Below are 14,437 nucleotides of genomic sequence, written 5' to 3' on the forward strand. Positions count from 1 at the left end.
AAAAGCCTTATAAATAAAGCTTTTGCCCTTACAGGGCGACAGGGTTGCGTCCATAATAACCCAGGGCGATGCCCTGGGCTAGGGGCTTCTGCCCTTTCAGGGCGTGTGGAGCTTACATGCGAAACTTGAGTAACATTATAAATTAATATGGTAAGAAAAATTTATTTTTCTTTGACGCAGGCATAGTCAAGGCTAATCGATGATGCAAAGAAACTGGTGAACCGCCATTACATCGAGAAAAATCCTCCGAAGGGAGCAAAATGCCGACGGAGCTGACGGAATGCAAGGCGGAAAGGTGTTCAGTATTCAGTTATTCAGTTTTAAGAAGCTATTATTTCGTTACGACGGACTCAACCTGAGAGCGTATAACTCACTGAAGATGAGTACCTTTACAGATATCCGAACTCCACAGCAGAAGGCGGCGCTGAAAGCGCTCATTGAGCAACTGAAGGAGGAATACCGAGGCGACGGTACATGGGCACAATGAGTTCGGCAGCAAGGATTGTCCTTGCTTCGATGTAAAGAAGGAGTGGGGTGAATAAACCAAAAAGGAAACAAAAAAAGCCTTGGTTGCCAAAATAGCAACCAAGGCTCATTATGTTAGAATCCAATTTTTATTTTGAGATTAGATCTGCTCGCTCCAATCCTCCTGGCTCTTACGAACGTAAGTCTGGTAACGGAGCTTAGCCATCTTCTCTGCCTGAGAGAAGAGCTCATCAGCCTCCTTAGGGAATGCCTTCTGTACAGAGAGGTAACGAACCTCACCGAGCAAGAAGTCGCGGAAGTTCTCCCAGTTAGGTGCCTTAGAGTCGAGTGTGAATGGGTTCTTACCCTCATCAGCCAACAGTGGGTTGTAACGCCACAAGTGCCAGTAACCGCACTCAACAGCCAACTCTTCCTCGTGCTGTGAACGACCCATACCGCCCTTACGCTTCAAACCGTGGTTGATACATGGTGCGTAAGCGATGATGAGTGATGGACCTGGATAAGCCTCAGCCTCGCGGATAGCCTTCAATGTCTGAGCATTGTCAGCACCCATAGCTACCTGAGCTACGTAGATGTAACCGTATGTAGTCTGCATCAAACCGAGATCCTTCTTACGGATACGCTTACCCTGAGCAGCGAACTGTGCGATAGCACCGAGTGGAGTAGACTTAGAAGACTGACCACCAGTGTTAGAGTAAACCTCTGTATCAAGTACCAGGATGTTAACATCCTCACCAGAAGCCAATACGTGGTCGAGACCACCGTAACCGATATCATAAGAAGCACCGTCACCACCGATGATCCACTGTGAACGCTTAACGAGGTAGTGATCCAAAGTCTTGAGCTCCTTGCAGATAGGGCAACCCTTCTCAGCGCAGGCAGCGATGAGAGGCTTCAACTCTGCAGCAGCCTCCTTAGAACCCTCTGAATCGTTCATGTTAGCCATCCACTTGTCAGCAGCAGCTACGAACTCAGCAGAAACCTTCTCGCTAGCCTTAGCCTCCTCGAGCAAGTGAGCGATACGCTCCTTCATCTTCTTGTTACCCATTACCATACCGAGACCGAACTCGCAGAAGTCCTCGAACAATGAGTTGTCGAATGCAGGACCCTGACCCTTAGCGTTCTTTGTATATGGAGTAGATGGGATAGAAGCTGAGTAGATAGAAGAACAACCAGTAGCGTTAGCAATCATCTGACGATCACCGAAGAGCTGAGAAATCAACTTAACGTATGGAGTCTCACCACAACCAGAGCAAGCACCAGAGAACTCGAACAATGGCTGAGCGAACTGAGAGTTCTTAGGGCTCTGCTTGATGTCAACGAGATCCTGCTTAGAAGCAACGTTGTGTACGAGGTACTCCCAGTTAGCTGCTTCCTTGACCATATCCTCTGCATCAACGTTGAATGGAACCATTGTCAACGCCTTCTCACCCTTCTTACCTGGGCAGACGTCAGCACAGTTACCACAACCCAGACAGTCGAGTACTGAAGTCTCGATGCGGAAGTGCATACCAGCCAATGCCTTAGGTGCCTTAACATCCTGAGTCTCGAGACCCTCGATGCCTGCGAGCTCCTCGTCGGTCAATACGAATGGACGGATAGCTGCGTGAGGACAAACGAATGAACACTTGTTACACTGGATACAGTTCTCAACGTTCCATACTGGTACGAATGCCTCAACACCACGCTTCTCGAATGCTGCTGTACCGTTCTGCCATGTACCGTCAACTGTATTGTGCTTAACGAAGTCAGAAACCTTCAAGAGGTCACCTGCCTGGCCGTTGATAGGACGAACGAGCTCCTTAACGAATGCTGGAGCGTTATCCTCCTTAGCCTCATCGTCAGCGAGGTTAGCCCAAGCTGGATCTACAGCCAACTGCTTGTACTCACCACCACGGTCAACAGCGCCGAAGTTCTTGTCAACAACGTCCTGACCCTTCTTAGAGTAAGACTTAACGATGAATGCCTTCATCTGCTCTACAGCGAGATCCAAAGGAATAACCTCTGTGATACGGAAGAATGCAGACTGGAGGATGGTGTTGGTACGGTTGCCGAGACCAATCTCCTGAGCAATCTTAGTTGCGTTGATATAGTAAACTGTGATGTTGTTCTGAGCGAAGTAACGCTTTACCTTGTTAGGGATGAAGTTAACCAACTCCTCACCGTCGAAGATAGTGTTCAACAGGAAGAAACCGTTCTTACGCAAACCACGTGTAACATCATACATGTGGAGGTAAGCCTGTACGTGGCAAGCTACGAAGTTAGGAGTATTTACCTGGTATGCGCTGTGGATAGGGCTGTCGCCGAAACGCAAGTGAGAGCAGGTGAAACCACCAGACTTCTTAGAGTCGTAAGAGAAGTATGCCTGGCAATACTTGTTGGTATTGTTACCGATAATCTGAACTGAGTTCTTGTTAGCACCAACAGTACCGTCAGCACCCAAACCATAGAACTTAGCCTCGAACAAGCCTTCGCCACCCATTGGGATCTCCTCCTCTTCTGGGAGAGAAGTGAATGTAACGTCATCAACGATACCTACAGTGAAGTGGTTCTTTGGCTGTGGCAACTCGAGGTTCTTGAATACAGCAACAATCTTAGCTGGAGTTGTATCAGAAGAACCGAGACCGTAGCGACCGCCAACGATCAATGGCTTGCGCTCGTCATCGTAGAGAGCTGACTTAACGTCGAGGTACAATGGTTCACCCTCTGCACCTGGCTCCTTAGTACGGTCGAGAACAGCGATACGCTTAACTGTAGCTGGGATTACCTTCTTCAGGAAGTCAACAGAGAATGGACGGTACAGGTGAACTGCAACCATACCAACCTTCTTGCCCTGCTTGTTCAAGTAGTCGATAGCCTCGCGAGCTGGCTCTGTAGCAGAACCCATCAGGATGATGATGTTCTCAGCATCCTCAGCACCATAGTAGTTGAAGAGGTGGTACTCACGGCCAGTGATCTTAGTCATCTCCTGGCAGTACTTCTCTACTACCTCAGGGATTGCATCGTAGTAAGGGTTGCAAGCCTCACGGTGAGTGAAGAATGTCTCTGGGTTCTCAGCGGTACCGCGAGTAACAGGACGCTCAGGAGTCAAAGCACGGTTACGGAAGTCCTCGATGAACTCTTCCTTAACCAATGGACGGATGTCTTCCATATCCATCTCCTCGATCTTGTGGTACTCGTGAGAAGTACGGAAACCGTCGAAGAAGTTAATGAAAGGAACCTTTGTCTCCAATGTAGCCAAGTGAGGAACTGCAGAGAGGTCCATCACCTCCTGAACAGAACCAGAGCAGAACATAGCGAAGCCAGTCTGACGGCAAGCCATTACGTCCTGGTGGTCACCGAAGATACAAAGTGAGTGAGAAGCCAATGTACGAGCTGATACGTTGAATACGCAAGGGAGCAACTCACCAGCAATCTTGTACATATTAGGAATCATCAACAACAAACCCTGAGAAGCAGTGTAAGTTGAAGTCAAGGCACCAGCCTGGAGAGAACCGTGAACTGCACCGGCAGCACCAGCCTCAGACTCCATTTCCTGGATAGAAACTCGCTGACCGAAAAGGTTCTTACGACCTTTGGCAGCCCATTCATCTACATGCTCCGCCATTGGAGATGATGGAGTAATAGGGTAGATAGCAGCAACCTCTGTAAACATGTAGCTTACGTGTGCGGCAGCTGTGTTACCATCACAAGTGATAAATTTTTTCTCTTTAGCCATTTTACTTTTAGATAAAATATTAAAAATGTTTTGTATTTAATTCTTCTTTTCGAAATTTCGTTAATACAGGAATCCCAAGAGCCATAACGGAATCTTGTTGTCCTTGCCCACCTCCGTATTGTAACGGGCATAGATGGTATCTGGATTACTACGCATCTTGTTGGGAGTTTGTGCATCACAGATTCTGAATTTCCTGTTGCCATCCACTGTATAATAGTGGTCTTTGCCGCCCTGGTGAACTTTGTGGTCTTTCCAAAGTGAATTGACGAAGAATGTTTCCATCACTTCCTGCTTGTCAATCTGTATAGGATAGATCGCGTACATCAAGTTAGTATTATGCATCATCACCTTGGATGGTTTCTTCGGAAAATCCTGCCCCTCTGGATAGATCATGTTGATGAGTCTGGAATCCGCCAGATACTTAATGTAGTTCATCACGGTTGCCCTACTTGTATTGATGCTTTCGGCCAGCTGGCTCACGTTGGGAGCCTTGGCGCCTTCGACAGCCAACTCGTAGAACAGGCGTTTTATTTTTGGCAGATACTTCAGTTCTATCTGCTTGATGAGGAGGATGTCAACCTCGGTCATCATATTCATTGTCTTTAGTAGATTCTCTGTGAAGTTACGCTGTTCCAAGAAGAATGGGTAGAAGCCATGATGCAGATAATCATTGAAGTATTTCATCGGACTCACCTTGGGAAGGATCTGCTTGATGATGTGTTCATGATTGCGGAGAATATCTTCGAGCTCGTATGGCTGGAAATCGTTGCCCGTCTTCAGATTGATATATTCTCTGAATGAGAAGCCACGGAGATTGTAACTCTTCACGATGCCATTGAGTTCTGGATTCTCTTCCTTCAAGCGCATGACGCTGGAACCTGTAAACACGATCTTCAATTCAGGATACAAGTCGTAGCATTTGCGGAGCTCCTTGCTCCAGTCCTGCTGTTTGAACACCTGGTCTATCAGGAGTGTTCGTCCACCTTGATTCACAAAGTCACCTGCAAAATCGGCAATACCTCTGCTCTGGAAATAGAAGTTGTTCATGTTCACATACAAGCACTTGCGATCGTATGGTCCAAAGTGTTCCTTGGCATACTGGAGGAGAAAGGTAGATTTGCCTACGCCTCTAGTGCCTTTGATGCCAATCATACGATCGTTCCAGTCAATCTCATCCATCAAGGTTCGTCTGACTGGAGCATCTGTATGCTCAACTAGGTATGTATGTGTTCTGAAGAATGCTTCTTCCATGCGTTTAATATTGATTCATATTTGTTTTTTACGATGCAAAGGTAATAATATATTTTAAATTTGCAAACTCTAGATAGCAAAAACTAACATTTTTTTCATTATTTAGCACTTTTCTAAGTAAAACTTACCTTCTTTTGCCGTTTTTCTCTCAATAATTTGTATCTTTGCAGTATGAAACTACATATCTTCAATCCAGAACACGATTTGGCATTGGCCGCTCATTTGCGACAGTTTACCGCTCCACATGCAGGAAGACAGTTGCGAAGCGACCTTGCATTCATACCTGCCTTGTGGGCAGATCAGGGTGACTTGGTGCTTGTTGACGACATAGACAATGCACGCGATAAGGTGCGCCATTTTGGAGAACACCTGTTGGAAAAAGTTGAGTTTATAACCAAACTGCAGCTTGAGCATCTGCTTAAGACGGAGTTTATAGACTGCGTGCATCCTTGGGGATGGGACTTGAGTCTGAAAGGCGAGCTGGAACGTATCGGTTTGCCAGAGATTATGCTGCCTACTGATGAGGTATTAGATAAGGTACGCGCGATAAGCAGCCGCCAATGGGCTGCTGAACATCTGCAGCAGAATGTAGTGTATGCAGATAACTTTGCTCTGGTTAAGGAATGCGTGATGAAGTGGGGCAAGGCTGTAGTCAAGGCTCCTTGGAGCAGCAGTGGTAGAGGCGTGAAATATGTTTCTGCCGATGAGTTCCGGACAAACGGTGAATATCCGGCTTTCCAACGCTGGGTAAGCAACATCATCTTCAGACAGGGTGGTGTTACCGTAGAGCCATATTATAATAAGGTGAAAGATTTTGGTATGGAATTCGAGATGCGTGACGGCAAGGTACACTATCTGGGACTCTCGCTCTTCGATACCGTCAAAAATGCCTATACCGGTAACTTGCTCTGCTCTGAAGAAGAGAAGATTGAAATGATGAAGAAATACATCAGTGAAGATGTGCTTCTCTCTGCAAGACAGAAGATTATTGATATAGTTGAACCTGCGTTAAAGGAAAACTATAATGGGCCGTTTGGAGTAGATATGATGATTGCAGCAAAGGATGGTCAGTTAGAACTTGTATCTTGTATCGAATTGAATCTTCGCAGAACGATGGGGCATGTGGCTCTTGAGTTAGCCAAGATAACCAAACCTCAGAGTCTTATGCGTGTTGACTTCGATGGTAACAGATATCATTTGCGTGTGTTGCCAGGTAATGAGGCAGTTAACGAGTCTTAAATTTTTGCCTTCCGATGCAAGGAATCGCAGCAACTTGCATTTCATAGACAGATTATCAACAAAATTAAAAGATTATGAAAAAGAGAAATGACAGTAAGATAACTATGGCAGCCCTGATGATGATGGCTGCAATGGCTATGACTTCTTGTGCTAGCAGCAAGAAAATAAACGGTGATTCCAATGCAAGCAAGGACAGCGAAATGGGTAAGAATGAAGAGAATTTGGATAATAGCTATCTTGTTCTTTCTGACACCCAGCAGGATATTGTGAAGAAGAACAATGCATTTGCGCTTCGTCTCTTCAATAAGGTTACAGATATGGAGTCTAAGGTGATTTCACCTATGAGCGTATCTTATCTGATGGGAATGCTGGCAAATGGTGCGGATGGAATCACGCAGCAGGAGATCTTGAAAGCTATCGGTTGCGAAGGAGTTTCTGTCAGCGATCTGAATGAGCTTTATAAGGCGATGCTTCTTAATGCCAATCATCAAGACAAGCAGACAACTGTTAATATTGCCAATTATATCGCAGTAAACAAGAACTTCCAGCTCAACAAGGATTTCTGTCAGAAAGTGAGCGATAGTTATTTGGCTGGTATCGAAAGTCTTGACTTCACTTCTACCAAGACTACCGACCGTATCAATGGCTGGTGCAAGGAAAAGACCAACGGCATGATTCCCCGCATTATTGATCAGGTTTCAGCCGATGCAGTATCGTATTTGATGAATGCCATCTATTTCAAGGGAACATGGCAGAACAAGTTCAATGCCAAGGACACTAAGCTGGAGAACTTCCGTGGCTATACACGTGATATTCAGAAAGTAGAAATGATGCATCAGGTAAAGAAGCTCTTCTATGCTGAGAACAAGGATTTCAAGGCTGTAGATCTTCCTTATGGCAATGGTAGCTATCGCATGCTGGTACTTCTGCCAAATGAGGGCAAGAATATCCAAGAAATGATGAAAGGTTTGGATGAAGAGAAGCTGAATCAGATTTCGCAGAATATGGAAAACTGTATGGTGAATCTCAAGTTGCCTAAATTTACCATCGAGCAGGAACTGCCTCTGAATGCAATCATCAGTGATTTGGGTGCTCCTTCTATGTTTGTGGCAGGCAAAGCGAACTTCAGTCATTTTGCTGACGGCAATTTCTTTGTAAGCAAGATGCTCCAGAAGGCAAAGATAGAGGTGAATGAGCAGGGAACAAAGGCTGCTGCTGTAACAGCTGCCGTGATGCTGACAGCCATGGCACCTGAGGAGACAAGAAATGTGGAGTTCATCGCTGACCGTCCATTCGTGTATATGATTCAGGACAGTCAGAGTGGCGGTATCCTTTTTATGGGACAATATTGCGGAACAAATTAATTCTCAAGAATAACAGAATAAAAAAATCCCTTAGGCTTGTGGAAGTCTAAGGGATTTCTTTTTATCCGAATTTCTCAACGAACTCATCTTCCGTGATGATAGGGATGTTGAGTTCGTGTGCCTTCTTGTTCTTTGAACTCTGCGAGGCAGCATCGTTATTAATCAGATAGTTGGTACTCTTGCTTACGCTTCCCGTCACCTTGCCACCTTGGCTTTCGATGTAAGCCTTCAGCTCGGTGCGGTTTTTATAATGATAAAGATCGCCCGTTACAACGAAGGTTAGTCCTTCACACTGCGTACCTTTCTCTACAGGAGCCTGTTCTGTAATGGTCAGCTCCTTCATCAGATGCTGTACATGAGCGAAGTTGTTGTCATCTTTGAACCAGGCGATGAATTTGGCACTTTTTTCCGGTCCAATGCCGTCGATGCTGGCAAACTCATCATCAAACATGCAGAGTCGTGCGGTTTCTATCAGTTTCTGGACAGGATAGCGTTCAATCAGCTTTTTGGCGACATCGCCTCCACACAGCGGGATGTTCAGTGCATAGAGCAGATGACGCCCATCTGTATTCCGGCTTTTGCGGATGCTTTCCAGCATATTGCCTACACTCTTCTTTCCGAATCCTTCCCAGGAAGAGATGACATAGGCATGATCAGAAAGATGATAAAAGTCTGCATACTCACTGATCAAGCCTTCGTTTACCAGCTTCCAGATAGTCTGTTCTGAGATTCCTTCTATGTTCAGGCCTTCCTTGCTCACGAATCTGGCAAACTTCTTAATCTGCTTGGCTGCACAATGTGGGTTGGTGCAATGCAGAGTCTTCGTACCGCTTTCGCTTTCTCTAACGGTGGCTTCAGCATGACAGACAGGACACACTTCAGGAATTTCAAAAACACCCAGTGATTCTGTTACATTGATCACCTTCGGGATTATCTTGTTGGCCTTGATTACCTGCAATCGGGTTCCCTTGCCTCCGATACCCAAACGCTCGCATTCACTTACATTGCAGAGAGATGCTCGCTGAACAGTTGTGCCTTCCAGTTCTACAGGCTTGAAGACAGCCACAGGAGTGATGGTATTGGCAGCACACGACCATTCGATGTGGTCGAGTTCGGTATCGGCGTGCTCATCTTGCCATTTGAAGGCGTAACCGGCTCTTGTTGCATGATGACCTGTTACGGAACCAGTGGCAGCATAGGAGGTGTCATCGTAGCAGATGACGAGACCATCAACAGGGAAAGGATTCTTTTTGTTGGTCACCTTAGCTGTAAAAGCATCAATTTCCTTTTGGATGTTATCAGAAGTTGGCTGCTCTATCTTCTGGCGTTCTACCGGATGAAAACCCTGTTCTTCCAACCACAGCATTCTTTTGCCCCATGATGTGATTTCCTGTTCGCAATAAACCAGGGTGAAAGGAATCCATTGGATGTGACGCTGCTTTACTTCTTCTACATCTTTCAAAGAAAGAGATCCGGATGCAAGATTGCGCGGATTGGCGTAATCACCTTCGCTTTCGATGATAAACTGCTCGAAGTCGGCATAGGAGATGACAGCCTCGCCACGAATCACGAGATGTCCCTTTTCCGTGATAGACTGCGGAATACCACTGATAGCTGGTGCCAGATGCGTAATGTTGGTGCCAATATGACCATTACCGCGAGTTACCACCTTGGTCAGTTTGCCATTGTCGTATGTCACAACCAAGGTGAGGCCATCCAGCTTCCAGGAAATCCAGATAGGGCGGTTTTCTGCCCACTTGACGAGGTCGCTGACCTTCTTGGTCTTTGCCAGAGAGAGAGCTGCGAACTCGTGTTCTTCCTTCTGACCGACGATAGTATCTTCAGAAACTTTGTTGGTAGGGGAATCGGGGAGAATTTCGCCGGTTTCCTCTTCCAGCTTCTTGAGTTGGTCGAACAGCGCATCCCATTCGTAATCGGTAAGGATTTCACCTTTGCCGTTATAATAAACATCAGAAGCTTGGTTCAGTTGATTGACCAAGCTTCTCATTCTATTTAATTTATCCTCCATAATGTCTATAAATCGTTATTGTATTTGTGGCTGTATCGTTTGCTTTTCGAAAGCAAAGCGCATACCTCTGTTCCCATAGTTGATTCTTCCGCAGATGCAGAAGCCCATGGAAGAGAGCAAGTTAATCATCGGAAGATTATCGAAATTGGTATCTACCTTGATGCTAGGAACCTTTTCTACCTCGCAGAGACTATTCACCTTATTAATAAATATACGTGCGAAACCCTCACGCTGATATTTAGGCAACGTAGCAAAGCGGTGTATTACATAATAATCGCCTGTGGTAAGCCAGTCGCCATCGATAAAATCGTACTGTGGTTCACCATTGAGTGCTACTGCACCATAGACAGCCACCTCGCCATCTACGGTAAGTACGTATGCGTTACCATTGTTGATGTCGTCTTTTATATCGTGCTCAGCAGGATAGTCATTAGTCCACTGATGACGTCCTGATGCGATCATAGAGCGACGAGCCTGGTCAATGATGTTCCAACACGCCTCAAAGTCCTTAATATATGCAGGTCGAAAATCGGTCTTCATTTCTTTGTATATTCACTTAATTATTTATTAATCGGGTGCAAATTTAACAAAAAAAAACGAATTAAAAGTACAAACGAAGAAAAAACTGCATTTTTACCCGCATTTTTCCTTTAATTTCTGTTTTTTTCATCTTTTCGGTAGTTAAAATGCGCTATTATCTCTTAAGTCTTACAAGTAAAATATAACGCCCTGTGAGGACAAAAAACATAAATCTCTTCATGCTTTTGCCTGACAGGGCGACTTCCCTTAGAGTGCTAAAGTCTTATCAAGTTCGGCGATAATAGCATCCTTCTGGTCCTTGATGTGCTGACCGATGAATACAATCTTGATCATACGGTCACCAAGTTTCTCATCCCATTCCTTCTCGAGCTGCGGATTGTTCTTGCGCAGTTCTGCGAGCTGGTCGGCTGGCATTGTTGCGAGCCACTGACCAGCCTGCTTGACTGTCTTCTGCTGACCTGCCTGCTCGAAAACATAGCACATATCTGGTTCATCAGCAAAATAGCAGATACCCTTGGCACGAACAATGTCACGAGGCCATTTTCTTGCAACAAACTCATCGAAGAGACCCAGGTCGAATGCCTTGCGGCGATAATATACGAAGGTTCCGATACCATATTCCTCAACCTCGCCACCTTCGTGGTCATGGTCATGATCGTGATGATGGTGGTGGTGGTGACCATGTTCATGATCCTCGTGATCGTGATGGTGATGCTCATGCTCTTCTTCTTCATGGTCCTCTTCTCCGCTTCGTTCAGATTCGATTTCCTGAATCCAGCCTGCTGATGTTGCAACAGTCTGCCAGTCAAACTTGTGAGTATTGACAATCAGATCGAGATCTACATCACCATAGTTACATTCGAAAATCTCTGCCTTAGGCTGGATGGCGCGGATAATCTGCTTCAGGTGCTCCAACTCCTTAGGCTCCACATCTGCTGCCTTATTGAGAAGGATGATGTTACAGAATTCCATCTGCTGGATGACGAGAGAAGCGAGATCTTCCTCATCGAGGTTTGGCTTCATCAAATCAGAACCATTGGCAAACTCGTCCTTCATACGAAGTGCATCAACTACAGTAACGATGCTGTCTAGGCGCAAGATACCGTTCTTGATATACTGAGGACCCAGGGATGGGATAGAGCAGATGGTCTGTGCTATAGGTGCAGGCTCGCAGATACCGCTTGCCTCTATTACAATATAGTCGAAACGCTTCATATCTACGATTTCCTTGAGCTGTTCTACAAGGTCCATCTTCAAGGTACAGCAAATACATCCATTCTGGAGTGAAACCAGGGAATCATCCTTCTGACCTACCACACCACCTTTCTCTATGAGAGCTGCATCAATATTCACCTCACCGATATCGTTGACGATAACGGCAAATTTGATACCCTTCTTGTTAGCCAAAATCTTGTTGAGCAGGGTAGTCTTACCACTGCCCAGATAGCCTGTCAAAAGCAGGACTGGAACTTCTTTATTGTTCATAAATGCCTCTTTTTATAGTGTTATACTTTAATTACAAAAACGGGAGCAGCAAATAACATGCCACTCCCGCCTTATGAAAAGTTAATTATTACTTACGATAGTTATCAAGACCCTTATGCAAGAAGTCAAGATAAGCACTGACATCCTCCTTGAAGCTGAATGCAGCGTTCAGAGGATTTCCCTCATTATCCACAGGAATGTAGAATGGCTGGGCATTAGCACCAAACTTGCTTGCCTGCAAGTAGCTCCACTTGTCGCCGATGGTTCTCAATGTACGCTTTTCGCCATTGAAAGTCACCTCCATAGGCTGTGACAATGGAGTCTTGTCATCTACATAGAGAGAGATGAGTACGTAGTCCTTTGTCAAAATGTCAGTAACACTAGGGTCTGTCCAGACAGAAGCCTCCATCTTACGGCAGTTGACACAACCGTATCCGGTAAAGTCAATCAGTACTGGCTTGCCTGCTGCCTTCGCTGCTGCCATACCTTCCTCGTAGTCCTTATAGGCAGGTTCTACCACCTTGGTGTTCAGGTTGAAATCCTGGGTATTTACTGGTGGGGCAAAAGCACTTACTGCCTTGCAAGGAGCACCCCAAAGACCAGGAATCATATAAACAGAGAAAGCCAAGGAACAAAGACCAAGCATAATGCAAGCTACTGGCATTGGCTTGTTGAGGTCACCGCCGATAGCATCTACCTGGAATTTCAACTTGCCAATCAGGTAGAGACCGAGCAGGCCGAAGATGACAATCCAGAGTGAGAGGAATACCTCACGATCCATAATGTGCCAGCCATAAGCCAAATCTGCTACAGACAAGAACTTCAAAGAGAAGGCAAGCTCAATGAAACCAAGCACAATCTTGATGGTCTCCATCCAGGAACCAGACTTAGGAGCTGATTTCAACCAAGATGGGAAGAGTGCAAAGAGGGTGAATGGCAAGGCGAGAGCAAGGGCAAAACCAAACATACCAATGGTTGGTGCCAACCAGTCACCTGATGTAACTGTCTGTACCAGAAGCAGGCCGATGATAGGAGCGGTACAAGAGAAACTTACGAGCACGAGTGTGAACGCCATCAGGAAGATGCTGATGAGTCCGGTTGTGCTGGAAGCTTTATTATCTACAGCATTACCCCAACTGTCTGGCAACTTGATTTCGAACCATCCGAAGAATGAGAAAGCGAAGACTGCCAGAAGCAAGAAGAGGATAATGTTGAACACGGCACTTGTACTAAGCGCATTGAGAGTGCTAGGACCTGCGATGGCTGTAACGGTGAGACCGAGTGCCAAGTATATGATGACAATACTCAAACCATAAGTGATGGCATCGCGGATACCCTTCTTCTTGTCATTCTTGGCACGCTTCAGGAAGAAGCTTACTGTCATCGGAATGATAGGCCAGATACATGGCATTACAAGAGCGAGCAAACCGCCCACAAAACCGATAATGAAGATATAGAAGAGTGAATGGTTGGCAATGTCATTGTTGCCACCAAACGCCTGAAGCTCCTTTACAACCGGTTTCCACCAAGCCTTAGCATCATCACCATCTACAGAGAATGAAGAATCAATATTAGCTGTGCTATCTACTTTCTCTGCTACGGCAAGTTGAGCCAAAGAGTCTGCTTTCGCCTTAGCGATAGCTGCTGGATCTTCTACCTTTCCGTTAGCTTTCGCATCTTCAGGGCTGACAGCATCCTTACCATCTACAGCAGGAGATTTACCACTATGCTTGAAGCTTGCCTCGCTAGGAGGAAGACAATTCTGGTCGCTGCAAGCGCCATACTCTAAATAAGCATCGATAAGATAGTTAGGCTTGGTGAACTTCACTTTCTGTACGAAAGTAGCGCTACCCTCGAAGAAGCGTAACTTCATCTCAAAGAGAGGGTCGAACTTGGAAATTTCATGGCCACGAGCCTGCAACTTGCCTACGAGTTCTACACCGTCAAGCTTGTTTACGTTAAAAGTGGCTGAAATAGGTCCGTCTGCGCCCAAACCTGTAGAATAGACATGCCATCCCGGTTGAATCTTTCCATTAAACACGATTTCCGCTACAGCGGTTCCATTGGTCTTGAGCGAGGTAGAGAACTTCACAGGGTTCATCATCTGCGCATGAGCCAATATTACTACGAAGAGTAACTGTAAAACTGCAATAAACTTTTTCATTTTTATTTATGTACTAATTTTGATTGCAAAGATACTAAATTTTGTTTTAAATACGGCTATGAACCAAGTACGGTTACTAGTCTTTTAGTTTTTTTTAGAAAAAATGCTATAAAATCATCACGTCGTCTTGGTAATATTGCAAAAAAACTGTAATTTTGTAG

At 45.5% G+C, this 14,437-nt stretch carries 9 protein-coding genes; 3 read left to right on the top strand and 6 right to left on the bottom strand.

Annotated elements, in window-relative coordinates; genetic code table 11:
- Positions 1–280 precede the first annotated feature (280 nt).
- Positions 281–487 (top strand): hypothetical protein, encoded by a 207-nt coding sequence (locus DW657_RS18290; RefSeq protein WP_233546598.1) that lies wholly within the window; start codon positions 281–283, stop codon positions 485–487.
- 138 nt (positions 488–625) lie between these two features.
- Here the strand turns inward: DW657_RS18290 and nifJ are convergent, their stop codons facing one another.
- Both nifJ and DW657_RS03320 read right to left on the bottom strand, forming a co-directional pair.
- Positions 626–4,204, bottom strand: a complete 3,579-nt coding sequence (nifJ, locus tag DW657_RS03315; RefSeq protein WP_118311390.1) for a pyruvate:ferredoxin (flavodoxin) oxidoreductase — start codon at positions 4,202–4,204, stop codon at positions 626–628.
- A gap of 60 nt (positions 4,205–4,264) precedes the next feature.
- Positions 4,265–5,455, bottom strand: a complete 1,191-nt coding sequence (locus DW657_RS03320; protein WP_117661670.1) for an ATP-binding protein — start codon at positions 5,453–5,455, stop codon at positions 4,265–4,267.
- A 171-nt stretch (positions 5,456–5,626) separates the two neighbouring features.
- Between DW657_RS03320 and DW657_RS03325 the strand changes: the two genes are divergently transcribed.
- Together DW657_RS03325 and DW657_RS03330 are read left to right on the top strand one after the other, a co-directional pair.
- Positions 5,627–6,694, top strand: a complete 1,068-nt coding sequence (locus DW657_RS03325; RefSeq protein ID WP_118311391.1) for a hypothetical protein — start codon at positions 5,627–5,629, stop codon at positions 6,692–6,694.
- Between the two features lie 74 nt (positions 6,695–6,768).
- Positions 6,769–8,058 (top strand): serpin family protein, encoded by a 1,290-nt coding sequence (locus DW657_RS03330; RefSeq protein WP_118311392.1) that lies wholly within the window; start codon positions 6,769–6,771, stop codon positions 8,056–8,058.
- A 61-nt stretch (positions 8,059–8,119) separates the two neighbouring features.
- On the opposite strand, the gene ligA is transcribed toward DW657_RS03330, so the two are convergent.
- The 4 genes from ligA to DW657_RS03350 all read right to left on the bottom strand — a co-directional run bounded on the left by ligA (position 8,120) and on the right by DW657_RS03350 (position 14,276).
- Positions 8,120–10,087 (bottom strand): NAD-dependent DNA ligase LigA, encoded by a 1,968-nt coding sequence (ligA, locus tag DW657_RS03335; RefSeq protein WP_118311393.1) that lies wholly within the window; start codon positions 10,085–10,087, stop codon positions 8,120–8,122.
- A gap of 15 nt (positions 10,088–10,102) precedes the next feature.
- Positions 10,103–10,627, bottom strand: coding sequence for an N-acetyltransferase (locus DW657_RS03340; protein ID WP_089542609.1), 525 nt, complete (start codon positions 10,625–10,627; stop codon positions 10,103–10,105).
- 246 nt (positions 10,628–10,873) lie between these two features.
- Positions 10,874–12,112: a GTP-binding protein gene (locus DW657_RS03345; protein WP_118311394.1), complete on the bottom strand. Its 1,239-nt coding sequence runs from the start codon at positions 12,110–12,112 to the stop codon at positions 10,874–10,876.
- Positions 12,113–12,200: 88 nt separating this feature from the next.
- The gene (locus DW657_RS03350; protein WP_118311395.1) at positions 12,201–14,276 is read right to left on the bottom strand and encodes a cytochrome c biogenesis protein CcdA; all 2,076 of its coding nucleotides are present in this window, start codon (positions 14,274–14,276) and stop codon (positions 12,201–12,203) included.
- Positions 14,277–14,437: the final 161 nt, after the last annotated feature.

This window comes from Prevotella sp. AM23-5, assembly GCF_003473645.1.
In the GTDB taxonomy this organism is placed as follows: domain Bacteria; phylum Bacteroidota; class Bacteroidia; order Bacteroidales; family Bacteroidaceae; genus Prevotella; species Prevotella copri_A.

What these genes read in the sequence shown, in the direction of transcription:
- ligA (WP_118311393.1), bottom strand. Translation starts at nt 10,087, where the DNA reads ATGGAGGATAAATTAAATAGAATGAGAAGCTTGGTCAATCAACTGAAC.
- DW657_RS03320 (WP_117661670.1), bottom strand. Translation starts at nt 5,455, where the DNA reads ATGGAAGAAGCATTCTTCAGAACACATACATACCTAGTTGAGCATACA.
- DW657_RS18290 (WP_233546598.1), top strand. Translation starts at nt 281, where the DNA reads ATGCAAGGCGGAAAGGTGTTCAGTATTCAGTTATTCAGTTTTAAGAAG.
- DW657_RS03350 (WP_118311395.1), bottom strand. Translation starts at nt 14,276, where the DNA reads ATGAAAAAGTTTATTGCAGTTTTACAGTTACTCTTCGTAGTAATATTG.
- nifJ (WP_118311390.1), bottom strand. Translation starts at nt 4,204, where the DNA reads ATGGCTAAAGAGAAAAAATTTATCACTTGTGATGGTAACACAGCTGCC.
- DW657_RS03330 (WP_118311392.1), top strand. Translation starts at nt 6,769, where the DNA reads ATGAAAAAGAGAAATGACAGTAAGATAACTATGGCAGCCCTGATGATG.
- DW657_RS03345 (WP_118311394.1), bottom strand. Translation starts at nt 12,112, where the DNA reads ATGAACAATAAAGAAGTTCCAGTCCTGCTTTTGACAGGCTATCTGGGC.
- DW657_RS03340 (WP_089542609.1), bottom strand. Translation starts at nt 10,627, where the DNA reads ATGAAGACCGATTTTCGACCTGCATATATTAAGGACTTTGAGGCGTGT.
- DW657_RS03325 (WP_118311391.1), top strand. Translation starts at nt 5,627, where the DNA reads ATGAAACTACATATCTTCAATCCAGAACACGATTTGGCATTGGCCGCT.